This window comes from Phenylobacterium sp. (assembly GCF_004799515.1).
Taxonomy (GTDB): Bacteria; Pseudomonadota; Alphaproteobacteria; order Caulobacterales; family Caulobacteraceae; genus Phenylobacterium.
In genome coordinates this window covers 130,789-152,445 of the sequence record NZ_SSMX01000053.1, presented here as the reverse complement: position 1 = coordinate 152,445, position 21,657 = coordinate 130,789, and the positions used below count along the sequence as shown (strand labels likewise).

Annotated in this window: 18 protein-coding genes and 2 pseudogenes; 5 read left to right on the top strand and 15 right to left on the bottom strand. The window is 67.9% G+C overall.

Translation table 11 applies throughout. From position 1 onward, the window contains the following. The 3 genes and pseudogenes from E8A49_RS21235 to E8A49_RS21225 form a co-directional block, all read right to left on the bottom strand. A complete protein-coding gene (locus E8A49_RS21235; protein WP_293386272.1) occupies positions 1 to 1,146 on the bottom strand; it encodes an HlyD family secretion protein in 1,146 nt (381 codons plus the stop codon). A gap of 183 nt (positions 1,147 to 1,329) precedes the next feature. Beyond that, a complete protein-coding gene (locus E8A49_RS21230; protein WP_293386270.1) occupies positions 1,330 to 2,376 on the bottom strand; it encodes a hypothetical protein in 1,047 nt (348 codons plus the stop codon). Between the two features lie 316 nt (positions 2,377 to 2,692). Continuing rightward, a pseudogene (locus E8A49_RS21225) lies at positions 2,693 to 3,244 on the bottom strand (acetoacetate decarboxylase family protein); the annotation flags it as partial. Positions 3,245 to 3,713: 469 nt separating this feature from the next. On the opposite strand from E8A49_RS21225, the gene E8A49_RS21220 reads away from it, so the two are divergent. Continuing rightward, positions 3,714 to 4,664: a (Fe-S)-binding protein gene (locus E8A49_RS21220; protein ID WP_293386268.1), complete on the top strand. Its 951-nt coding sequence runs from the start codon at positions 3,714 to 3,716 to the stop codon at positions 4,662 to 4,664. Continuing rightward, complete coding sequence (locus E8A49_RS21215; protein WP_293386266.1) at positions 4,661 to 4,849, top strand: hypothetical protein; 189 nt, start codon at positions 4,661 to 4,663, stop codon at positions 4,847 to 4,849. Before E8A49_RS21220 ends, E8A49_RS21215 begins: the two co-directional genes overlap by 4 nt. A 765-nt stretch (positions 4,850 to 5,614) precedes the next feature. Here E8A49_RS21215 and E8A49_RS21210 read toward each other — a convergent pair. Continuing rightward, entirely contained in the window at positions 5,615 to 6,085 is a 471-nt protein-coding gene (locus E8A49_RS21210) for a hypothetical protein (protein ID WP_293386264.1), read from the bottom strand. A gap of 371 nt (positions 6,086 to 6,456) precedes the next feature. Here E8A49_RS21210 and E8A49_RS21205 point away from each other — a divergent pair, with 371 nt between their 5' ends. Then, positions 6,457 to 6,945: a hypothetical protein gene (locus tag E8A49_RS21205; protein WP_293386262.1), complete on the top strand. Its 489-nt coding sequence runs from the start codon at positions 6,457 to 6,459 to the stop codon at positions 6,943 to 6,945. Between the two features lie 70 nt (positions 6,946 to 7,015). On the opposite strand, the gene E8A49_RS21200 is transcribed toward E8A49_RS21205, so the two are convergent. After that, positions 7,016 to 7,438: a DoxX family membrane protein gene (locus E8A49_RS21200; protein ID WP_293386260.1), complete on the bottom strand. Its 423-nt coding sequence runs from the start codon at positions 7,436 to 7,438 to the stop codon at positions 7,016 to 7,018. A 112-nt stretch (positions 7,439 to 7,550) separates the two neighbouring features. Next, on the bottom strand, positions 7,551 to 8,285 hold the full coding sequence (locus E8A49_RS21195) for a hypothetical protein (RefSeq protein WP_293386258.1): 735 nt from the start codon (positions 8,283 to 8,285) through the stop codon (positions 7,551 to 7,553). A gap of 180 nt (positions 8,286 to 8,465) precedes the next feature. Between E8A49_RS21195 and E8A49_RS21190 the strand changes: the two genes are divergently transcribed. After that, positions 8,466 to 9,959, top strand: a complete 1,494-nt coding sequence (locus E8A49_RS21190; RefSeq protein ID WP_293386256.1) for an amidase — start codon at positions 8,466 to 8,468, stop codon at positions 9,957 to 9,959. A 148-nt stretch (positions 9,960 to 10,107) separates the two neighbouring features. On the opposite strand, the gene E8A49_RS21185 is transcribed toward E8A49_RS21190, so the two are convergent. The 3 genes from E8A49_RS21185 to E8A49_RS21175 form a co-directional block, all read right to left on the bottom strand. Continuing rightward, positions 10,108 to 11,658, bottom strand: a complete 1,551-nt coding sequence (locus E8A49_RS21185) for an AMP-binding protein (protein ID WP_293386254.1) — start codon at positions 11,656 to 11,658, stop codon at positions 10,108 to 10,110. Between the two features lie 269 nt (positions 11,659 to 11,927). After that, a complete protein-coding gene (locus E8A49_RS21180; RefSeq protein ID WP_293386252.1) occupies positions 11,928 to 12,560 on the bottom strand; it encodes a redoxin family protein in 633 nt (210 codons plus the stop codon). Between the two features lie 40 nt (positions 12,561 to 12,600). Further along, on the bottom strand, positions 12,601 to 13,506 hold the full coding sequence (locus E8A49_RS21175; protein WP_293386250.1) for a hypothetical protein: 906 nt from the start codon (positions 13,504 to 13,506) through the stop codon (positions 12,601 to 12,603). A gap of 545 nt (positions 13,507 to 14,051) precedes the next feature. Between E8A49_RS21175 and E8A49_RS21170 the strand changes: the two genes are divergently transcribed. Next, entirely contained in the window at positions 14,052 to 14,189 is a 138-nt protein-coding gene (locus E8A49_RS21170) for a hypothetical protein (RefSeq protein ID WP_293386248.1), read from the top strand. Between the two features lie 51 nt (positions 14,190 to 14,240). On the opposite strand, the gene E8A49_RS21165 is transcribed toward E8A49_RS21170, so the two are convergent. The 6 genes and pseudogenes from E8A49_RS21165 to E8A49_RS21140 form a co-directional block, all read right to left on the bottom strand. Then, on the bottom strand, positions 14,241 to 16,520 hold the full coding sequence (locus E8A49_RS21165) for a molybdopterin cofactor-binding domain-containing protein (protein WP_293386246.1): 2,280 nt from the start codon (positions 16,518 to 16,520) through the stop codon (positions 14,241 to 14,243). Continuing rightward, positions 16,517 to 17,002: a (2Fe-2S)-binding protein gene (locus E8A49_RS21160; RefSeq protein ID WP_293386244.1), complete on the bottom strand. Its 486-nt coding sequence runs from the start codon at positions 17,000 to 17,002 to the stop codon at positions 16,517 to 16,519. The genes E8A49_RS21165 and E8A49_RS21160 overlap by 4 nt, the downstream gene beginning before the upstream one ends. A 131-nt stretch (positions 17,003 to 17,133) precedes the next feature. Continuing rightward, positions 17,134 to 19,446, bottom strand: a pseudogene (locus E8A49_RS21155) (xanthine dehydrogenase family protein molybdopterin-binding subunit); the annotation flags it as partial. Continuing rightward, positions 19,391 to 20,386: a xanthine dehydrogenase family protein subunit M gene (locus tag E8A49_RS21150; protein ID WP_293386242.1), complete on the bottom strand. Its 996-nt coding sequence runs from the start codon at positions 20,384 to 20,386 to the stop codon at positions 19,391 to 19,393. The gene E8A49_RS21150 and the pseudogene E8A49_RS21155, both read right to left, overlap by 56 nt. Then, complete coding sequence (locus tag E8A49_RS21145; protein ID WP_293386240.1) at positions 20,386 to 20,853, bottom strand: (2Fe-2S)-binding protein; 468 nt, start codon at positions 20,851 to 20,853, stop codon at positions 20,386 to 20,388. Before E8A49_RS21145 ends, E8A49_RS21150 begins: the two co-directional genes overlap by 1 nt. 224 nt (positions 20,854 to 21,077) lie before the next feature. Next, positions 21,078 to 21,602, bottom strand: a complete 525-nt coding sequence (locus E8A49_RS21140) for a homogentisate 1,2-dioxygenase (protein ID WP_293386238.1) — start codon at positions 21,600 to 21,602, stop codon at positions 21,078 to 21,080. Positions 21,603 to 21,657 lie beyond the last annotated feature (55 nt).

Here is a 21,657-nt window from a genome sequence, read left to right as displayed (position 1 = left end):
TCAGCGCACCTTGACGGTGGGTGAGACGGAAAGGCCGGGGCCGAGCGGGCAGGTGCGGGGCACGTCCTCGAAGGTGATCTTCACCGGCACCCGTTGGACCACCTTCACATAATTGCCGGTGGCGTTCTCGCTGGGCAGCAGGGAAAAGGCCTGGCCCGCGCCGCGCTGGATGGAGTTGACCTTGCCGTGCAGCTTCACCGGGCAGGCGTCGACGCTCAGATCCACCGGCTGACCCGCGCGCATGTTCTTGAGCTGGGTCTCCTTGAAGTTGGCGGTGACCCACATCTCCAGGGGCACGATGGCCATCAGCTGCTGGCCGGGCTGGACGTAGCCGCCCGCCGCCACGGTCTTCTGTGAAACGTAGCCGGCCACCGGCGCCACGATGGTCGTACGGCCGAGCGTGATATTGTTCTCGGAGATCGTGGCGTTGGCCGCGGCGAGCACCGCCTTGGCGCCTTCGATCTGGGTGCGGGCGGCCTTCACCTGGGCGGCGGCGCCGTCGGCCTGGCGCAGGGCCGCGTCGCGCTGGGCGGTGGTCTGGCGGGCCTGGGCCACGGTCTGGTCGACCTGCTGGGCGGCCACCGCGCGCGGGTTTGTGGCCTGCAGGCCGGTCAGCCGCCGGGCGTCGCTCTGGGCCTGGGCGGCCTGGGCGTCGAGGCCCCGGGCCTGGTCGCGCGCCTGGCGATAGGAGGCCTGGCTGACGCCCACCTGCGCCTGGGCCTGGCCGATCTGGGCGATGGCCTGGCCGCGCTGGGCCTGGGCCTGGTCGAGCTGGGCGCGCACGGTGCTGGAGTCGATCTCCACCAGCACCTGGCCGGCCTTGACCACGGCGTTGTCGACCACCAGCACCCGCATCACCTCGCCGGACACCTGCGGCGCCAGGCGCACGATGTGGGTGTCCACGAAGGCGTCGTCGGTGGAGACGTACTGCCGCGCGTGCAGCCAGTAGAAGACGCCGCCGATCGCCAGGACCACAATGACGATCCCGCCGATGATCAGCACCTTGGGGTTCTTCAGCGGGTTGGGCTTCTTCTTCGGCGGCGGCTTGCCGTCGCCGCCTTGCCGGCCGCCTTCAGCGGGTGGGTTACCGCCGCCGCCCTGGCCGCCCTCGCGAGGCTTTTCGTCGCTGGAAGATTGATCGGCCACGAAGCGTCCCCGACACGTGAAACCATTGGCGGCGCCGCACCGGCATCGACCCTATTTTCCTAAACAGGCTTCGCCTTTGCCGGTTCCCGCGCCACTGCGGGTTGTGCGCCGCGCGCGGACTTAGTCGGCGGCGGACATGTTCGGCAGGGCGTCATAGACGCCGCGCCCAGGCCAGCGTCACGCCTATCTCCCGCCCGCGCCGTTCGTCGCCGCTGCGGCGTGGTCGCGCTCGGCGTTGCGGGCGCCGGCCAGGATGCCGGGCAGGGCGTAGTTGCCCTCGTTGCAGGCGTATTCGTAGATCACCCCGTGCAGGGGCGAGAACTCGTACTCGCCGCCCCAAGGCTGGTCCCAGGAACTGGGCGAACTGACCTTGAACGAATAGCGCAACCGGTCCTTGGCGGTGCGGGTGAACCGTTCGGTGATCGTCAGGTCCTTCCAGGCGCCTTGGAAGGCCTGCTTCTGCGGGACGTGGTTGGTCTCGACGACCAGGGTGTCACCCTCCCACCAGCCGATGGAATCCCCGAACCAGGGCCGCACGTCGTCGGCGCGGTGCTGGGAATGCAGCCGCACGATGCGGGTGTCGTGCACCATCTCCACCTGGATGGCGATGGCGTCGGGGGTCTGCACGATGTTGTAGTCGTTGTTGTAGAAGCCGTTGGGCAGCATCGGCGGCCCGACGTTGCCGCCGAACATGATGCAGCGCTCGCTCAGCGGCCGGTTCTCCGGATTGTCGTACGAACCCAGGGGATCACGGCTGCCCTCGCCGCCGCCGCTGTAGTAGCCTGCGGTGCTCGCCGCGGCGGTCTTGCGCGGCGGGACGTGGCCGTCCTTGGTGGTGAGCAGCGAGGTGCGGGGCTCGCCGCCCACCCGCATCACTGTGTGGCCGGGATCGAGCCAGCCGCGGTTGTAGCCGCCCACATCCCCGCCGGCCGCCAGGAACGACGGCTTGAGCTCCAGGCCGTTAGGCGCGTTCACCGGCGCATTCGGGTCCGTGCGTTTGTTGCCGACGTCGACCTGGTGGGCCTCGTCGGCCTCCAGCGCCTTGGCCTCTTCCGGCGTGAAGACCAGACGGTCGCCGAGCTTGGAGTCCCGCTGCATCGGGGTCAGCGTGGCGTTGGACCAGTAGCCGCCGATTTCCGGCTGGCCGGACGAGGTGCGTGGCGCCTTGTAGGCCGCGGGGTCGGCCAGGGCGGCGACCGGCAGGATCGCCAGTCCGGCGACAAGGGCCATGGCCACGCGATGAACGCGACGTCGCGGCGCGCGCGATGACATATTGAGGCCGGTGTCGGTCATGACCTTGCTCCCTGAAGCTGATGTCCCGAGGTTCTTTGCCGCCTCGGTTTTGAGGGATCGAACGGGATCGAACGCCATTCGACAAGCCTTCCGATGGCTGGCCACCGGCGGAAAAGCCCGAAGGCGCGTCGCCACCGTCTACGTCCAGGCGTCGGAGGACAAGGCTTTCGTGGATCACGGGTCGGCTAATTGCGCCGCCTTAACAGCCCGGGATCGGTCGCGGGCCGCAACCTGGAGGCGCTCCAACGCCGGCCTAGGCGCCGTAGTCCTCGAGGATTCGCAGGTCGGTCACGGTGTAGGACATGCCGAAGCGGAAGCCGCGTCCGACCCACAGCGGCGCCAGCGTATGCATTTCCTCGCCCGGAACCTCAGGGAGGCGGACCTCGGCGTCCCCGGACCACAGGTCGACGACATGCAGGTTGTCGGTCAACGACAGGGTCAGCTGATCGACCGCCGGCGTATCGTAGGCCTTGCCGTCGAGGCGCGGGAAGTAGCGGCGCATGACGGTCGGGCGGTTGAACACCGTCGTGGGATCTCCGATCGTTTCACGCAGGGTGACGCGCACATCGTCCAGTCTCTCGCCGTGCGCCGAGCAACTGGCCCCGAACCGCGAGCCGGCGGCCACCGGCGCAGCCGCGGGGCTGGGCGCGGCGTAGCTGCGGGTTTGGAAGACCTGGCCGAGCTTCTTCGGGAATCCCTGAATGTGGCCGCGCATGAAGGCCGCGTCGTTGTCGACGAAGATGTAGGGACAGTAGACGATCGGCATGTCCTTCCAGTGGGCGTCGAGCAGGATGAAGCACTCGCGATACTGGTAGCGGCGCCGGGTCGAGCATCTCTTGCGAGGCGGTGTACAGCCAGTCGAGGAACATCAGCACCGCGCGCGCCTCGCCGTCGCCGTCGATGGTCACGTTTGGCGGCAGGGTCGCCTGGGCGGCCCCGCGGTCCACCCAGAACTCGGCGGCGATGACGTCGCTGGATAGTGCCAGGGCGGCAGAGGCGCGAGGTTGGCTTGCCCCAAGGGGCTGCGGGGGACGGTGTAGCCCTTAAGCACGGCGCGCTCCTGTTCCGTCGCGCCAACGGCTGGCGCAGGTGGAGGCGGACGCTAGCGGCCTGCTGCGGAGCGGGATTGTAGGGGGCCTCGCGGCTTGGCGATCCTTGACCCGCGTCCCGCCGGGCGGGCAGGGGCCGGCAAGGCGGGGCAACGCGATACAATACGGCGTCGGGACCAGCCGCCACAACGCCCGGACCGCCTTCGTCATCGCTCCGGCTCCCGCATGCGCATCGGCCTGTTCATCCCCTGCTACATGGACGCCTTCGAGACGGAGGTGGGCGTCGCCACGCTTGAACTGCTGGAACGGCTGGGCTGCGAGGTCGACTATCCGTTCGACCAGACCTGCTGCGGCCAGCCCATGGTCAACACCGGCTGCCACCATGAGGCGGCGGCCTGCGAGGCCTTGTTCGTCCGCAACTTCGCGCCTTACGAGTATATCGTCTGCCCGTCCGGCAGCTGTGCTCACCAGGTGCGCGCCCACCTGACCGCGGTCGAGCAGACGCCCGAGGTGGCCCACGTCCGCGAGCGGACCCTGGAGCTGACGGAATTCCTGCACGATGTCCTGAAGATCGACGCCCTGCCGTGGGCGAAGTTCCCGCACAAGGTGGCGATCCACTACAACTGCAACTCGCTGCGCGGCATCAATATCGCGAGCCCCACGGAGATCCGCCAGCCGCCGTTCTCCAAGCCCAAGGCCCTCTTGTCGCTGGTCGAGGGGATCGCCTTCGCCGACCTGGCCCGCCCGGACGAGTGCTGCGGTTTCGGCGGGACCTTCAGCGTCTTCGAGCCGACCGTCTCGGCGAAGATGGGTTACGACAAGGTCACCGACCAGAAGCGCTCCGGCGCCGACTATGTCGTCTCGGCCGACTCCTCCTGCCTGCTGCACCAGAAGGGCTGCGCCGACCGGATGGGCGTGGATCTGAAGTACATCCACATCGCCCGCATCCTGAACGGGGCCGCACGACCTCACGATGATCCTCAGGTAATAACTCGGCGATCACGTCGATGTTGTGCAGCCAATCCTCAATGTCGAGGAACCGCTCCTTGTCCTTGGCGATCATCGCCGCGATCTGCTGCTCAGTCTCATAGCGCAAGGGTCTTGGGCTCACGCTTCCACCTCTTCTTGTGTCCGCCCCTGGCTCTTCTCGATGGTCCAACCCAGGAGACGTCATGACCGATACAGAAATCTCAGTCCCTGTCAGCATTGCCGACGTGATCGCCGGCATCCGCTGCGGGCTAGCATTCGATGCCAAAGGGGGCGCCCTCGCTCGGTCAGAAAGCACACGAGCAAGTGCCGCCGAGTTCTGGAGAGCATACCTGATGCTACCGGGTATCGCCCTCGTCATCATGGTGTCGTGACGCTCTCGCCGTTCCATCGAGCGATGGAGCAGCGTTGGCGCGAGCTGTCGTGGGTTGTACAGGGCGCTTGCACCAGTTGCCCCATGCGCGCGCGAAAGCAGTGCCGTGGCGCGAGGTTCGATTGAACGTCTGAAATCCGGCTTTGGACCAACTTCCGCTCCTGGCGCATCTCGCCCGTTGCGAACGTCTGCTTCCGAGCCGGTCGCGCCACGTCCGCTTGCTGGCTGGAGTCCCAACGTGGACAACCGATCCGTAGCCGACACCCGTCTCTGATCGGTCCGGGTCTGACCCCGTTGTTCTAGGGCGAATGCCGGATCGACGAGGCTCTCCAGCGGTGCCCGCGCTCGCGTCGGCCGGTGAATTGGCCGCCCGTCGCGGAGTGATCGATGCACCGCCGTCGCGGCTTCATGGCCCTTGGCGCAGGCCTGCTGTTCAGCACCGGCCTCGAGATCACGGCCCACGAGAGACGCTGATGTACCCGAACGTGAATGACACCGATGATGCCCCGCATCGGTCCGCCTTCGTCACCGTCAATGGCGTGAAGCTGATCCGAAACTGCCAGCCGATATGATCCGCAGGTTTCTGCTGGCCCCGCCGGGGCGCTGAGGGCGAAGCCATTGTCGAAATACGCGGATGGAAAGCGGAGTTTGACCAGCCAGAGTGTTCGCCTGTCCTATGCGGGGTGGTCGAAGAAGCGAACGATCCGCAACGCCTGATAGCCGACGACGAGAAGCCAGACGGCGACCTGGACGCGTTCACGCCGGCTCAACAGGCCCACAAGGAAAGCAGCGCAAGACCTGCCTGGGCGATCGGATATTCGATTCCGAGCGACGCGAAATAGACCGAGCCCTTCGCCCAGGTGTCGAAGAAGTCCACGGCCAACCACGCGATCAGCAGCCCGAAGAACCACCGCCGGCGGGCCATGAAGTAGTCCTTGAAGCTTTGGAACGGCGCGGCGTCGCTGGGGAAGAGTACGGCGCAGATCAGGTAGATCAGGAACGCGTAGCCGAGCACGAAAGCGTAGAACTGGAACGACCAACTGGTGATCAGCCGCAGTCTGAACTCCCACCACCACCAGAACACGGCGTTCACGAACATGTAGCCGACCCAGCCCAGGTGCAGCCACCAGATGCGCATGCGGCTGGGCTGTTCGACGATCCGCGCGATGCCTTGCATCAGATGAGTCAGGGCGAGCCCGATCACGACTCCCGTCAGAACGACGACATACTCGAACATGCCCACGATGGTCCCCCCGGATGCCCCTGAGCGGAGGACTATGCCAGCTTCGGCCGCAATGTCCGCTACGGGTCGAGCGCGGTCTTAGGGTTAGGCCCTAAAGCGGATCCCGCGAATTTCCGGATCGGGGGAGAGCGGACGTTGCCGCGGCGCCCGTCGGAGGGGCCGTTTCTCGCTCGAAAGCGAGGTCCGGAGCATCTGCTGTGGGCTGCCTATGAGGTAAGATCGCCCTGCCTGTATTTCCGGATCGTGCGATGGCGTAGCAGCCCGTCGTTGAAGCTTGACTGTCTAGGTTGCGCGATCGGGCGCATCGAGCTTCATTGACCCGTCTGGGGGATGCGGGTCCAGAATCGGAACGGGCGGGAGGCGTGATGTCGCTGGATCGGTTGTCGGCGCTGTCGCAAATCATTTCCGCCATCGCCGTGGTCGCCTCCCTGGTCTTTGTCGGCATCCAACTGCGCCTCGCCATCCGGGCTGTGCGAGCCTCCACATCGCAGGCGCATTCGGCGAACTACTATGCGATCAACTCGAGCATCATCAACGATGGCGAATTGGCCCGTATCTGGCGGGAATCCCTCGCGGATTTCGACTCCCAGGACGCCGACGCGAAGGTCCGCTTCGTCGCTCTGGCGAGCAGCATCTTCCGCTTCTACGAATCCTCCCGCGCCCAATGGCTGCGCGGTCAGCTGGATCCCGAGCATTGGCAGATGATCGAGCGCCAGGCGACCAGCTTCGCCTCGCAACCCGGCATCAAGAGCTGGTGGAAGCTGCGTCGCCAGTGGCACTCCGCGGAGTTCCGGCGCTGGTTCGAGGAACTTCCCGAAGCGGACAGCCGGACCATGTACGGAGAGACGGGCTGAAGGTGCGGAGCCACTTGCGATCCGACATGGAGGGCGGCCGCGCAACCTCGGCGATCGGTGGACGGCCGACCTAGGCGAGGCGTGCCTTGATCCGCAGCCGCCCTGCGACCGTGCGCCAGTTTGGCGAGGGCGCGAGCGCCCCCGGCCCGTCACCCGCGACGGCCTGGATGCCGAGCAGCGTGAACCAGACCAGCGGAAGTTCAGAGCCCGCGGCTGTGAAATAGAAGCCCTTTCGGACCGCCCAGAACTGCGCCGCCCCAGCCATCATGGGCATGGCGTAGAGCGCCACGTAGCGGGTCAGCACGCCGGGGATCGGCAACAGCGCGCCGGCGATCTCAGCCGACAACACATAGGCTGGGACAAACCAAGGATAGCCGGCGCCCTGGAGGTTGTTCCACCAGGATTCGATCCCGCCCGGCAGCACGGCGATCTTCCAGTAGAGGTGCGCGATGAACAGGGGCCCAAGGAGGAACCGCAGCAACAGCGCTTCCACTTTCGGCTCCGATGTGCGGGTTTCGATGTGCGTCCCGACCTCAAGCGCCGTCGTTCCGGGCAAGTTACGCAATCGGACTCTTCCGCCCGCCGCAACGGGTCCCGGGGCAGTCTCAGGCGAGGGGCGCCTGGCTGTTCAGGCTGGGCGTTTTTGTCTGTGGGTCGACAAGGCAGCTTCCCCAGGTCGGGCGCAGCTCGGATATCACTCTGGCCTTGTCCTTGTCCGTCAGCGCCACGCCAAGGTCCTCGCCGGCGCGCAGCAGGGTGACGGACGCGTAGAACATCTGCAGATTGTCGATGCGCAATCGCTGCAGCGCCAGGACGGCGCGGTCACGTTCCACCGCCGTCAGCGGGCCGGGTCTCGGGTCGAGGGCTCCCAGGTCGGTGGCGTCCTGGCGCTCCCGCACGTTGATGGCGCCGGTCGCGGGCACGACGTTATAGACCTGAGATCGATGGAGAGCCTCCTCGGCGGTGAGACGGGTAAGGACGTCAGAGGAAACCATGGCCTGCCACGCGTTCATGTCCCAAGTGCGGAACGGCGGATTGTAGTCTTTGACGAGACGGGCGAAGGCCTCGCGCGATTGATCGGCGGCGAGCACGGCGGTGAGCGCGTCCAGCCGCTTGTCCAGACATCCCCGCACGACGAGACGCGCGTAGGCCTGGGGCAGGTCGTCGTCGTGCAGCTCGAACTGCACGGCCGCGTCGGCGTCGGCCAGCTTGTGGCGCCAATGCAGCCATTCCGCCGTCTGCTCGAAGGCGATGGCGATCAGGACGCCGATGACGATGGTGCCGATCTCCTTCAGGAACTCGCGCCAGCCGTGCCACGGCTTCGGTTTGTGGATTTCCATGCGCCCCCCGGCGGATCACCGGTCGTGACTTTAAGCGGACTCGCCGGACGTCCGCTATGGCGCAAAGGCGCCGTGCAATGCGCGAACAGCGGGACTAGCCTTGCCCTTTTCTCGGGGGAGGTGGGCATGGGCGGCGGCCAAGGTGGGGGGGACCAAGGTGAGGATCCGACGCGTCGGGCTGTGATCGCGTCGGGCGCCGGCGTTGTGGTGGCGGCGTCTTCGGGCCTGGCGATCGCGGCCGGCTCCGATCTCTGCCGAATGGGCGGTTCGGCCCTGGCGGCGGCGATCCGCTCGAAAAAGGCCTCCGCGCGCGAGGTCATGGCGGCCTGCCTCGATCAGATCGAGGCCGTGAACCCGTCGGTCAACGCCGTCGTCTCGATGCCGGCCCGTGAGACCCTGATGGACCAGGCGGCCGCGGCCGATGAGCTGCAGGCCAGGGGTGGGACACTCGGGCCCTTGCACGGCCTGCCGCACGCCGTGAAGGACCTGCAGCCGGTGAAGGGTCTGCGCTTCACTCAGGGCTCGCCGATCTACAAGGACCGCGTCGCCGCGGCCGACAGCCTCATGGTGGAGCGTCTGCGGCAGGCTGGCGTCATCTTCGTCGGCAAGACCAACACCCCGGAATTCGGCTTCGGTTCGCACACCTTCAACCCGGTGTTCGGCGCCACGCACAATCCCTATGACCTCGGCCGCTCGGCGGGAGGCTCGAGCGGCGGCGCGGCGGCGGCGCTGGCCTCGCGCATGCTGCCGCTGGCCGACGGCAGCGACTACGGCGGCAGCCTCAGGAACCCCGCGGGCTGGAACAACGTGTTCGGTTTCCGGACCGGTTTCGGGGTGGTTCCGGCGGCGGGGCCGGAAGTCTGGCTACCCAGCATGGGCGTGGCGGGGCCGATGGCGCGCTCGGTGGAGGATCTGGCGCTCTTGCTTTCGGTACAGGCGGGCTACGACCCGCGCAGCCCGCTCTCTCTGCCTGGCGGCGGCGCCATCTACCGGCAAAGCCTCGATGCCCCCGTGAAAGGTCGTCGCATCGGCTGGCTCGGCGACTTCGGCGGCGAGGTCCCGCACGAGCCCGAGGTGTTGGATCTGTGCCGCGCGGCCTTGAAGACCTTCGAGGCCTTAGGCTGCACGGTCGAGGAGGCAAAGGTCGCAGCGCCCGTCGAGGCGGCTTGGCAGGCCACGATCAAGCTGCGGGCCTGGCAACAGGGCGGATCGATCCTCGCCAATTACCGCAATCCCGCCGAGCGCGCTCTACTCAAGCCCGAAGCGGTCTGGGAGGTCGAGACGGCGCTGCCGCTGACCGCCTACGAGATCACCGCCGCCTCCACGGCCCGCACCACCTGGTCGATGGCGGTCAAGGCGCTGTTCAGCCGCTACGACTACCTGGTCCTGCCCAGCTCGCAGCTGTTCCCGTTCCCGGTGGACGAGCGCTGGCCCAAGGCGGTGGCGGGCCACGAGATGCGCACCTATCACGAGTGGATGAAGTCGGCGCTGCTGGTGACGCTATCGGGAAACCCCGCCCTGGTGGTCCCGGCCGGCTTCGGCGCCCAGGGCCTCCCGATCGGCCTGCAGATCGTGGGCCCGAACCGCGGCGAGATTTCCTGCCTCCAACTCGCAAAGCCCTATGAGGCGGCGACCCACTGGACAGACAAGATGCCGCCGCCCCGTCGCGCCTGACCAACGGTCATCCGCAAGCCGAACGATCACGCCGAAGTCCCGGAATTGGAGCGATCCCAAGATCCGGTTACGGCGCATCTCGGACTTGGGAACGTCGGCTGCAAAGCGGCCCTGGCGTCGGGTCCCGCACGGCGAGGCCAAGGGCCTGCTAAGTCCGGGCGCTTTCAAACTCGCCAGCGACGAACCGGTCGCGCAGCACGAATTTCTGGACCTTACCGGAGCCGGTGAGCGGCCACTCCGGGATTTCGATCCAATGCGCCGGCGTTTTCTGCGGGGACATGCGCTCGCGGCAGTGGGCCACCAGCGCCGCGCGATCCAGCGGCCCCACCGTCGCCGGCCGTAGGAAGGCGACGACGATCTCGCCCCAGCGCGCGTCGGGGACGCCGACGACCGCCGCCTCGGCGACGTCGGGGTGTTCCAGCAGAACGTTCTCGATCTCGGCCGGGAACAGGTTTTCCCCGCCGCGAATGATCATCTCCTTCACCCGGCCGGTGATCCTGAGACGTCCGCCAGCATCCAGGGTCCCGAGGTCGCCGGTGCGCAGCCAACCGTCAGCGTCTATGGCGTTCGACGTGGCCTCGGGATCGTCATTGTAGCCTAGCATGACCCCGTAGCCGCGCGCGAGGATCTCGCCGACGGCGCCGATCGGCTGCACGGCGTTGGTCTGCGGATCGCGAATGGACACCTCCGTCTGCGCCAAGGGCTGGCCGACCGTTTCGCAGTCGTCGGCGGCGGCGACGCTCAGGAGGCACGAGGTCTCGGTCTGGCCGTAGACAACGTGAAAGGCGCAACCGAACGCCGTCTGGACTCGCCTGACCAACTCCGGCGGGACCATGGCACCGCCCGATCCCATGGTCCGGACGCAGGAAAGGTCGCGCGGCTGGGCGGCCCGAGCTTCCAGCAGGGCGACCAGCATGGTCGGCACGCCGAGTACGAACTCCACACGTTCGGCTTCGATGATATCCAGCGCCCGCGCCGGCTCGAACAGCCGCGCCACGATCAGCCGGCAGCCGAACTGCACGGCGCCCAGCGTCAGCAGCCCGCACCCTGCGGTGTGGAACAGCGGCATGACGTTGAGGACCGCGTCGCCTTCCCGCAGGCCCATCCGCGTCATCGAGAGACGCGCGTTGTTGGTGATGCCGCGATGGTGCAGTACCACGCCCTTCGGAAAGCCGGTGGTGCCGGAGGTGTACTGGATCTGCACTGGGTCGTCTGGGCTGACCTCGGGTAAGGGGATCGCAGCGCCCTCGCCGGCGTAGAGCGCCGAGGGATCCTCGAGATCGACGACCTCGCGCACGGCGCGGATCTGCGCCGCGACCTCGGCGGCGATCTCGGCCATCGGGTTGCCGCGATGCGCCTTGACGATGAACAGGCCAACTGAGCCGGACTGCTCCAGCACGTGCTGCAACTCGCGCGGTCGGTAGGCTGGATTGGCGGTGACCAGGGTCAGGCCCGCCAACCCAGCGGCATATTCGAGGAGCACCCACTCAGGGACGTTCGGCGCCCAGACGGCGATCCGTTCCCCCGGCCGGTAGCGCGACAACAGCGCCCTGGCGAGACGCTCAGCTTCGGCCGCCAGCTCGCCGTAGGTCCAGCGCCGCCGGAGCACCCCGGCGATGTCGGCCTCGACCAACGCCTCAGCGTCGGGCATCGCCTTTGCGCGCGCCCGTAAGACGCTGCCAACCGTCGTTTCGAGCACGGGATGGTCATTTTGAGCCAGGAAGTGAGCCTGATCCAGATGAACCGAATACACGTCGCGCCCTCAACGGCTTCTGGCGAGGCTAGCATCACGGTCCAGCTTGCAGAAATGCAATTGGCCGCCTTCGCACTGATTGCGCGGACCTCTAGTGCTTCAGCTGCAGGCACGCCGCGAATGTCCTCTTTCTGCAGCGACGCGAACGCCCCCTCGTGGCGCATTCGCGACCTTGTGCATTGCACTCACCCGTCGCGAGTTCCTCGCGACGGGTCCTAGGATTTGGCCTTCTGCACCCGGGTCGGGAAATCGATGAGACAGCCCTTTGAGGCTTGGGTCGCCGCAGGGGCCGGCTGGCCGGCCAGGACGGCGGAGATCGCGACGTCTGCGAATTCCTTGGTCGCCGCCTTCGCGATGCCGTAGTCGGAGCGGTCATCTAGCGGGCCGTGATAGGCGACTTTCCACGTCTTGGGATCGACCACGAAGACCTCTGCCGTGCGGGTCACGCCGAGCGCTTCGCCGACAGCCTGGGTCTTGTCCATCAAGATTGGAATGTCGATGCCGAACTCCTTGGCCTCGGCGACGATGGCGTCGCGGCCATCTTGAAGGTTCGAGTCGAACATCATCACCTCGACACCCTTGGCGGCATACTTGTCGCGTAGCGCCTTGAGCACCGGCGTCATTGCGCGCGCGATCGGGCAGCCGACACCCGTCGAAACCAGGACGATCGCCTTGTCGCCGGTCATCTTGTAGAGTTCGTGGGGCTGCCCTTGGGCGTCGATCAAGGTGAAGTCCCGAACCGTGGCCAGCGAAGCCCGACCCGCCGCGGGTTGGGCTAAGACTCCGGTGGCGATCAGCAGTAGGGCCGCGGTAGAGGCGCCGAACACGCCGCGTCGATCAAACCTCATTTTCTAATTCCCTGTTCGCGCTGGTGTGGTCTGCCGAAACTCACTCGGCGCCTGTCTTGGCCTTGGCGGCCGCCTCGGCATGGCGGGCGCCGGCCAGCATGCCCGGCAGGGCATAGTTGCCCTCATGGCAGGCGTATTCGTAGACGATGCCCGTCAGCGGGGCGAAGTCGTACTCGCCGCCCCAGGGCTTGTCCCAGGTGTCCGGGTCCTCGACCTGGAAGCGATAGTCGATGCGGGTCGGCGAGACGCGGGTGAACCACTCCGTGACCTTTAGGTTCTTCCACGACCCGAAGAAGTTCTGCGCCTGCGGGATGTTGGTGGTTTCCACCACCAGGGTGTCGCCCTCGTAGTGTCCGATGGAGTCGCCCATCCAGGGGCGGATGCCGTCGGTGCGGTGCTGGCTGTCCAGCCGGATAACGCGCACGTCGTGCACCATCTCGACGTCGATGGCGACGTAGCGCGGCGTCTGAATGATCTCATAGTTGTTGTTGTAGAAGCCGTTGGGCAGCATCGGCGGGCCGGCGTTGCGCCCAAAGCCGATAATGCAGCGCTCGCCCAGCGAGCGGTTCTCCGGATTGTCGAAGGATCCGAGCCCGTTGCGCCGAAACGCGCCGGCCCCGCCGCCATCCTTGCGCTTCGGGATCTGGCCGTCGGGCGTGGTCAGCAGCGAGGTTCGGTATTGGCCGTTCACCCGCATCAGGTGGCCGCCGGGGTCCAGCCAGAAGGCGTTGTAGCCGCCCACATCGCCCCCGGCCGCGGCGAACTCCGGCCGCAGCTTCAGCAGCTTATCCTCGTCCGCCTTCGCGTCCGTGGGCTTCTGGTCCGTCTTGGTGGGCGCATCGGCCTTTGCCAGCGCCTGGGCGAAGGCGGCTTCGGCCGCATGGGCCTGGGCGTCGGGGAGAACGGCGTCTCTCGTAAGCCGAAGATTGCGGACCGTAGGGGTCATGGTGGCGTTGGACCAGTATCCGGAGAGTTCAGGTTGGCCCTCGGGATTGCGAGGAACCTTCCAGCCCGATTGACGAACAGTGGGGTCGACGTTCGCAACCTGGGCAGCCGCTTGCGCGACGATTGCAGACCCTACGGAAAACGCGCCGCTCAATGCGAGCACCACTGCAAGACGCATGGCAAACTCCCGGTCTCATATATCGTGTCATGATATAATACCTGGAGGTCTCTTTCGCCAGATCCTTGTCGCGCGAGCGCACCGGCGAGGCCTTGAAACCAAGCTTTCGGAACGCGCCCCTCCACAGGGTCCACACGTGGCGGACCCTTCAAATTCCGCTGCTGGCGCACAGGTGACTTATGCGGTCAAATCCGCCTGACGCCCGCGGACAGCGTTCATGTGGCGTAGCTTTGGGCGCTTTCGGAACCGATCGGCGCCAGTCTGGACCAGACAAGCAATAGGATGGCCCGCCGAACGCCCCCCTCGGGCGAAGTTAAGACAAAGACAAAGACTAACATAAGTAGGTAATAATAAGTTGAGACCATGTCATGAGATACATCATCCAGTCGGAGGGTGTCCTGACCCGCCGCACCCTTGGCGGCAGCCAGTTGGTCATCAACCAGGAGGTCAAGTTGCTGCCGTCGCAGGTCCGCGACAAACCGAACCATGACCTCAGGGTCGGATAGTCTCGGCAACTCCCCCAGGGCGAGATGGATGGAGATGATGGCTGCCTAGGCCTACGCCTTCATCGCCGCCAGCACCGCCTTGGGGCGGATCGGCAGATTGCGGACCCGAGCGCCGCTGGCGGCGAAGATCGCGTTGGCGATGGCAGGCCCCACGACGGTCGTGGCCGGTTCGCCCAGGCCCACGGGGACCTCGGTGCTCTCGATGAAGACGATCTCGATCTCCGGGACGTCGGCCATGCGAAGCGGGGTGTAGGGGCCGAGGTTGGTGTCCTTCACTTGGCCGTCCTTGAACTCGGTGCCTTCGAAGAGCGCCAGGCTCATGCCCCAGAGCGCCGAGCCCTCGACCTGGGCGCGGGCGCCGTCGGGGCTGACGATGGTGCCGGCGTCGATCACCAGGGTCAGCTTCTCGACCTTCACCTTGCCGGTGGCGGGGTCGACGTGGACGCGGGCGGCGCAAGCCGTCCAGGTCGGCATGTCCCGTTCCTGGCCGAAGGTGGTGGCCATGCCGAGACCGGTGTTGGCCGGCAGCGGCTTGCCCCAGCCCGACAGCTCGGCGACCCGCGCCACCACCGCGTGCTGGCGCCTGGCGCCGCCGACCGCGCTCGTCCCGTCCGCCGCGCCGGAGTTGCGGCCGCTGGCGTCCAGCAGCGCCAGGCGGAAGGCGACGGGGTCCTTACCCACCGAATGGGCGGCCTCGTCCATGAAGCTTTCCACGGCGAAGTTGGTCCAGCCGGGCCCGACGGAGCGCAGCCAGCCCGGCCGGAAGGTCCTGTTGGCCAGGTCGTTCGAGATCGCCCGCACCCTCTGGGCGCCGACGCTGTACCAGTGGTTCGCGCCGCTGATCGCGAAGGGATCGTAGGGGACGCCGTTGACACCCTTGGGCATGAAGAAGGGCGCCATGACCTCGGTGGGCCAGCCGGCGGAGGCGGCGTGGTCCATGCCGATCACCTTGCCGCCGTCCCCGAAGGCCATCTTCACCACCTGCACCGAAGGCGAGCGCGGGCTGTCGAAGCGGGTGTCGTCGGGGCGGGTGCAGACCATCTTCACCGGCTTGCCGCCGATGGCCTTGGAGGCCAGCGCCGCGCCCACCGCATAGTCGCCGTTCAGCCGGCGGCCGAACCCGCCGCCCAGCAGGTAGGAGCGCATGACGATCTGGGTTTCCGGCCGGCCCAGCGCCTTGGCCAGCCATGGCAGCACCAGCGACTGCCACTGATTGCCGGTGTGGATTTCGAACACCCCGTCCTTCTCGAAGGCCAGCGCGTTGATCGGCTCCATCTGGAAATGCAGGGCGGTCGAGGTGGTGTAGGTGCGTTCCAGCGTCTTCCGGGCGCCGGCGAAGGCGGCGTCGACGCCCTTGTCCTCGACCACCAGCGATCCGGCCTTGGGATCGGCGATCAGGGCCGCGGCGCGAGCCTGGATGTCGGCTTCGGAGACCTTGGCGCTGTCGCCGGTCTTCCAGGTGACCTTGACCAGGTCGGCGGCGCGGCTGGCGGCCACGAAACTGGTCGCATCGACCATCACCCAGCCCGGCACGGTGACCGAAGGATCCTGCAGCGCGATCGCCTGGAGGTAGCCCGGCACGGCCTTGGCGGCGCTGTCGTCGATGGCGACGACCGACGAGTCGTTGCGGGTCGGCGGCAGCTTGGGCCGGGCGTAGACCATCCCGTCGACCACGGCGTCCAGGCCATAGACCGCCGCGCCGTTGGTCTTGGCGGGGATGTCGCGGGCGTCCGCGGGCTTGCCGATCAAGCGCCGCTCGGAGGGCGGCTTGATCGGCAGCTTGCCGAGCTCGTCGGCGGTGAAGCTGCGCCTCAGTTCGCCCCTGGCGACGATCTCGCCGTAGGCGATCGACTTGCCTGCGCCGCTGACGACGCTGTTGCGCGCCTGGCAGGACGCGGCCGGCACGCCCATCAGCCGCGCGCCCTCCTCAACCAGCGCGATCCGCCCGGCGGCGCCCGCCTGGCTCATCAGCGGGAAGGACTGCCACACCGACCAGCTGCCGCCGGTGACCATCAGGCCCCACTTCGGGTCGCTGTCCACGTGGTCGAACTTCACCTTCGACCAGTCCGCCTCCAGCTCGTCGGCGACGATGCGCGCGATGGCGGTGCCGACATGCTGGCCCATCTCGGCGCGGATCACATGCACGGTCACCACGCCGTCGGGGTCGATGCCGTACCAGATGGTGGGCGCGTAGGCCGCGGCCGCGTCGGCCTCGTCCACCCCGCCGGCGAAGCTGAACATCAGGCCCGCGCCGGCGGCGGCGATCAGGAAGCTCCGCCGTGACGGCGCGAGCGGCTGGGCAGGCCCGGCGGGCTGGGCGATCCGGTTCATGCCCCTGCTCCTTGAGTGTGGGGCGCTTCCTGCATGCGCGAGGCGGCGAGCTTGATGGCCTTCTTGATCCGCACATAGGCCATGCAGCGGCAGAGGTTGCCGTTCATCGCCGCGTCGATCTGGGCGTCGGTCGGATTGGGCGTGGTCTTCAGCAGCGAGGCCGCTTGCATGATCTGGCCCGACTGGCAGTAGCCGCATTGCGGGACCTGCAGCTCGATCCAGGCCGCCTGCAACGGATGCGCGCCCTTGGGGTCCAGCGCCTCGATGGTGGTCACCGACTTGCCCGACACCGCCGCCAGGGGCGTGACGCAGGAGCGCGTCGCCTTGCCGTCGATGTGCACGGTGCAGGCGCCGCACTGGGCGACGCCACAGCCGAACTTGGTGCCCTTCAGCCCGATCTCGTCGCGGATCACCCAGAGCAGCGGCGTGTCGTCCGTGCTCTTTGGCGTCACCGGCCGGCCGTTGAATTGAAAGGTCGCCATTGGCCCGCTCCAACCTCATTGCGAAGCTGTGAGCGAGCACCCGTCGCGCGAGGCCTGCAACCCCTTATTTCCGAACGGAATTTGGGCTGCATATCGGTGCGCCTGCGGGATCGGCGGCGGCTCGACGATCCCTACAGCAGGTCTTCCATCCGGATCGGCAGGTCGCGGATGCGCTTGCCCGTCGCATTGAAGACGGCGTTGGCGACCGCGGCGTTCATGCCGACGATGCCGATCTCGCCGATGCCCTTGACGCCCAGCGGGTTCACGCGGTGGTCCTCCTCGGGCACGAAGATCACGTCGAGCTGGCCCACGTCGGCATTCACCGGGATCAGGTAGTCGGCGAAGTTGGTGTTCACATAGCGCGCGGCGCGAAGGTCCAGTTCGGTCTGCTCGTGCAGCGCCGAGGACAGGCCCCAGATCGCGCCGCCCATGAACTGGCTGTAGGCGGTCAGGGGATTGACGATCGTCCCCGCCGCGAAGGCGCTGACCACCCGCGGCGTACGGATCTCGCGGGTGCGGGCATGCACGCGCACCTCGACGAACTGGGCGCCGAAGGCGTAGGCGGTGACGTCCTTGCGGCCGGCGCCGCGGGACATGGCCATCTTGCCTTCATAGAGGCCCTTCGCCGAATCCGCCGGCATGCCCTCGGGCACGTTCTCGACGTGGACTTCCAGATTGCCGCCGATCCGGCCAACGGCCTTTGACAGCGGCTCGTGCTGGCCGTCCGGACCCACCAGCGCGCCGCCGGCGAGCTTCAGGCGCTTCGGGTCGGCGCCGAAGAAGGGGCTGTCGTGGGTTTGCACGGCGGCGGCCGCGAGCCTGGCGCGGACTTCCTCGCAGGCCTTGGCCGCCACGTTGGTGGTTGAGGCGGCGTTGTTGGAGCCGCCGGCGACCGGCACGGGCGGCAGGTTGGAATCGCCCATCTCCACCGTGATGTCGGCGACCTGCAGCCCGAGGCCGTCGGCGACGGTGATGGCGACCGTGGTGTAGGCGCCGGTGCCGATCTCGTGCGCCGCCATCTGCATCAGCGCCTTGCCGTTGGGCGTGAGCGACAAGCGCGCGGCGGCCGGCCCGATGTTCGACGGATAGCAGGAGGTCGCGCAGCCGTAGCCGATCAGCCAGTCGCCCTCGCGCGTGGCGCCCGGCTTCGGGTTGCGTCGGCTCCAGCCGAACTTCGCCGCGGCCTGGTCGAAGCATTTCATCAGGGAGCGGCTGGAGAACGGCTTGCCGTCCAGCGGATCGGTCTGGGTGTCGTTGAGGCGGCGAAGCTCGACCGGATCCATGCCGAGCGCATAGGCCAGCTCGTCCATGCCGCTCTCGAGGGCGAACATGTAGGGCGTGTCCGGCGGGGCGCGCATGAAGCCGGGCGTGGAGCGGTCGGCGTGCACGACGTGGCGATGTTCGGGCAGGCGTACATCCGCGCCGTCGTCTCGGTGCCGGAGACGTTGTAGCCGGAGGGCCGCGAGGTGACTTCGCGGCCGTCGTGCAGCAGGGCCAGGAGCTTGCCGTCCCTGCCGGCGGCGAGCCGCAGGTGCTGGCGGGTTTCGGCGCGGAAGGTGGCCATGGTGAAGCCCTGGTCGCGGGTCGGGACCAGCTTCACTGGCCGTTTCAGCCGCCGGGCGGCCAGCGCGATCCAGACGGTGCGCGAGGTGGCCGCGCCGCGCGACCCGAAGGCCCCGCCGACGTAGCGCGAGACGGTCCGCACATTGGCGGCATCGATGCCGAGCTGCTTGGCGACGGTGGCCTTCAGCCCCCACATCGATTGGGTGGGCTCATAGATGGTGAGCTTCGGCCCGTCCCACACGCAGGTGGTGGTGAACAGCTCCATCGGATTGTGGTGCTGCGTCGGGGTCGAATAGTGCGCGTCGATCTTCACCGGCGCGGCGGCGAAGGCCGCGGCCGCGTCGCCCTTGGCAGGTTCCTTGGCCTCGGGGCTGGCGGGCGCCTTGGGCTCTTCGGTCACGCCGGGGCTGTCGAAGGTCGCCGACGGTGTTTCGGGGTCGTAGGTCACGATCACCTTGTGGCCGGCCTCGCGCGCGGCCTCGTAGGTGTCGGCGACGACGATCGCCACGATCTGGCCCGCGTGCCAGACCTTGGCGCTGTCGAGCGTTGTGGTGGTCGGCTTGCCGTCGGGGCCGGGCAGGGGCTGGGTCTGCCCGCCCACGGTCTCGTAGGTCAGGATGTCCAGGACGCCGGAAACCGCTTTGGCCGCCCCCAGCTCGAAGCCTCGAACCTGGCCGCGGGCGACGGTGCTGGTGACCAGCCAGGCGTAGGCAGGGTTGGCCAGCGGCTCGTCGGAACCGTAGTGCGCCTGGCCGGTGACCTTGGCGACGCCATCCACGCGGACGGCGGGCTTGCCGATGAGGCGGCCTGCATCGTCGGCCATGCTCAGACCTCCATCGCCTGGGCCTGGAGGAGGGCGCGCACCAGGGTGCGGCGGCCAAGCTCCGGCTTGAACGCCAATTCGCCGGGCGCCTTGGCCTGGGCGAAGGCGGCGTGCGCCGCGGCTTCCGCGCTCGCTTCGGTCAGCGGCTGCCCGCGCAGAGCGGCCTCAGCCTCGTGTGCGCGCCAGGGCTTGGCGGCGACGCCGCCGAGGCCGATGCGGACTTCCCGCACCAGGCCACCGTCGAGGTCCAGGGCCACTGCGGCCGAGGCGATCGCGAACTCGTAGGACTGGCGGTCCCGGATCTTCAGGTAGAGCGAACGTCGGGCCCAGGCGCCGGCCGGGACGGTGAAGCCGGTGATCAGCTCGTCGGCCAGCAGCGTCGTCTCGACCTGCGGCGTCTCGCCCGGCAGGCGGTGCAGGTCTTCAACGGCGATCACCCGGCGGCCCTTGGGGCCTTCCAGGTCGACCGTGGCGCCCAGGGCGGCGAGGGCGACGGCGAAATCGCCGGGGTAGTTGGCGATGCAATGCTCACTCGCGCCCAGGATCGCGAGCTTGCGGTTGACGCCGGTCAGCGCCGCACAGCCGGAGCCCGGGTGGCGCTTGTTGCAGGCGCTCCAGCCGGTGTCGCGGAAATAGGGGCAGCGGGTGCGCTGCAGGACGTTGCCGCCCAGGCTCGCCATGTTGCGGATCTGCGGACTGGCGGCGAGATCGAGGGCCTGAGCGACCATGGGGTAGTCGCGGCGCACGCTCGGGTCGGCGGCGACGTCGGACATCCGGGCGAGCGCGCCGAGCTTGAGGCCGGAGGCGTCGGCCCGGATCTCGCTGTGATCCTTGGCGAGGGCGTTGATGTCGACCAGGGCGGTGGGCCGCAGCACGTCGAGCTTCATCAGGTCGATCATGGTGGTGCCGCCGGCCAGGTAGGCTGCGCCCTGATGCGCGCCGGCGACCTTGAGGGCCTCACCGCGGTCGGCAGCGTGTTCGTAGTGGAAGGGCCGCATCAGGCGCGCGCCATCTTTGGCGCCGCGTCCTTCACGGCGGCGACGATCTTCGGATAGGCGGCGCAGCGGCAGAGGTTGCCGCTCATGTATTCGCGGATGGCGTCGTCGCTGACGGCGTGGCCCTCGTGCACGCAGGCGACGGCGGACATGATCTGGCCCGGCGTGCAGTAGCCGCACTGGAAGGCGTCATGTTCGATGAAGGCGGCCTGCATGGGATGCAGCGTCTCGCCCTCGGCGAGGCCCTCGATGGTGGTCACCGCGCGGCCTTGAACGGTCGCGGCGAGCGTCAGGCAGGCGAGCACCCGGCGGCCATCGACATGGACCGTGCAGGCGCCGCACTGGCCCTGGTCGCAACCCTTCTTGGAGCCCGTCAGCGCCAGGTGATCACGCAGGGCGTCGAGCAGGGTGGTGCGAGGGTCGAGGGCGACGTGGTGGTCGCGCCCGTTGATGTTCAAGATCATGGCCATCCGCGCCCTCGCCTCCATCCTCGTCTTGGGCGGAGCCGGCTTCGCGTTGGCCAACAGGGGCAGGGCCGCGGCCGCGCCGGCGCCGCCGGTCAGCAAGCCGCGCCGGCTCGGCCCTCGCTCAGGGTCAGGGGGTTGGGCCATCGCATCCTCGGGATTTCCGCCTCATGCAGAAACTCCGGGTGGCTACAGCGGTTCCTGGCGCGGCGGCCCCGCGGCCGGGAAAGTCAGGGGCGCTTCGTCACCAGGATCGACAGCTTGGCGTCGGGGGCGCCGGACACCTGCAGCAGGTAGCGGCCAGGCTGCAGGGGGAACTCCACCATCTTGCGCAGCGTCGAGCACGCCGGCCCGTGATCGTGCCCGATGGAGCTTAGCGCCTTGCCGTCCTTCAGCACGTCGATCCAGGCGCCGGCGCCCAGGCCTACGACATAGGTCCCAGGCTGCTCGATCTTGACGTCGAACAACCCGCTGTGGCTGGCCGGGTCAGCCGGCTTCTCAGGTGGAACCGCGAAATCGACATCCGCCGTCGGCGACAGGCGAGCGACGACCGACTTGCCGGGCGTGAGCTGGGCCTGCGAAAGGCTTGCGGCGCTGACGGCGGCGGCGAGGGGCGTCTGCGCGGTCCAGGTCGAAAATCCCGGCAGCAGCGCGCGATCCATGGCCGGGCAATCGGCCTTGGCCGCAGGTGTTTCCTGCGCCAAGGCGGGGGCGGCGAAGGCCGCCAGAACGATCGTCAAAATCACCGTCCGCATACCCGCCTCCGCCCGATCGTTCTGCACCGAAAGTCTATAGCGCTCAGCGAGTTGA

What these genes read in the sequence shown, in the direction of transcription:
- E8A49_RS21230 (WP_293386270.1), bottom strand. Translation starts at nt 2,376, where the DNA reads ATGGCCCTTGTCGCCGGACTGGCGATCCTGCCGGTCGCCGCCCTGGCC.
- E8A49_RS21220 (WP_293386268.1), top strand. Translation starts at nt 3,714, where the DNA reads ATGCGCATCGGCCTGTTCATCCCCTGCTACATGGACGCCTTCGAGACG.
- E8A49_RS21215 (WP_293386266.1), top strand. Translation starts at nt 4,661, where the DNA reads ATGACCGATACAGAAATCTCAGTCCCTGTCAGCATTGCCGACGTGATC.
- E8A49_RS21210 (WP_293386264.1), bottom strand. Translation starts at nt 6,085, where the DNA reads ATGTTCGAGTATGTCGTCGTTCTGACGGGAGTCGTGATCGGGCTCGCC.
- E8A49_RS21205 (WP_293386262.1), top strand. Translation starts at nt 6,457, where the DNA reads ATGTCGCTGGATCGGTTGTCGGCGCTGTCGCAAATCATTTCCGCCATC.
- E8A49_RS21195 (WP_293386258.1), bottom strand. Translation starts at nt 8,285, where the DNA reads ATGGAAATCCACAAACCGAAGCCGTGGCACGGCTGGCGCGAGTTCCTG.
- E8A49_RS21180 (WP_293386252.1), bottom strand. Translation starts at nt 12,560, where the DNA reads ATGAGGTTTGATCGACGCGGCGTGTTCGGCGCCTCTACCGCGGCCCTA.
- E8A49_RS21175 (WP_293386250.1), bottom strand. Translation starts at nt 13,506, where the DNA reads ATGACCCCTACGGTCCGCAATCTTCGGCTTACGAGAGACGCCGTTCTC.
- E8A49_RS21170 (WP_293386248.1), top strand. Translation starts at nt 14,052, where the DNA reads ATGAGATACATCATCCAGTCGGAGGGTGTCCTGACCCGCCGCACCCTT.
- E8A49_RS21165 (WP_293386246.1), bottom strand. Translation starts at nt 16,520, where the DNA reads ATGAACCGGATCGCCCAGCCCGCCGGGCCTGCCCAGCCGCTCGCGCCG.
- E8A49_RS21160 (WP_293386244.1), bottom strand. Translation starts at nt 17,002, where the DNA reads ATGGCGACCTTTCAATTCAACGGCCGGCCGGTGACGCCAAAGAGCACG.
- E8A49_RS21150 (WP_293386242.1), bottom strand. Translation starts at nt 20,386, where the DNA reads ATGCGGCCCTTCCACTACGAACACGCTGCCGACCGCGGTGAGGCCCTC.
- E8A49_RS21145 (WP_293386240.1), bottom strand. Translation starts at nt 20,853, where the DNA reads ATGGCCATGATCTTGAACATCAACGGGCGCGACCACCACGTCGCCCTC.
- E8A49_RS21140 (WP_293386238.1), bottom strand. Translation starts at nt 21,602, where the DNA reads ATGCGGACGGTGATTTTGACGATCGTTCTGGCGGCCTTCGCCGCCCCC.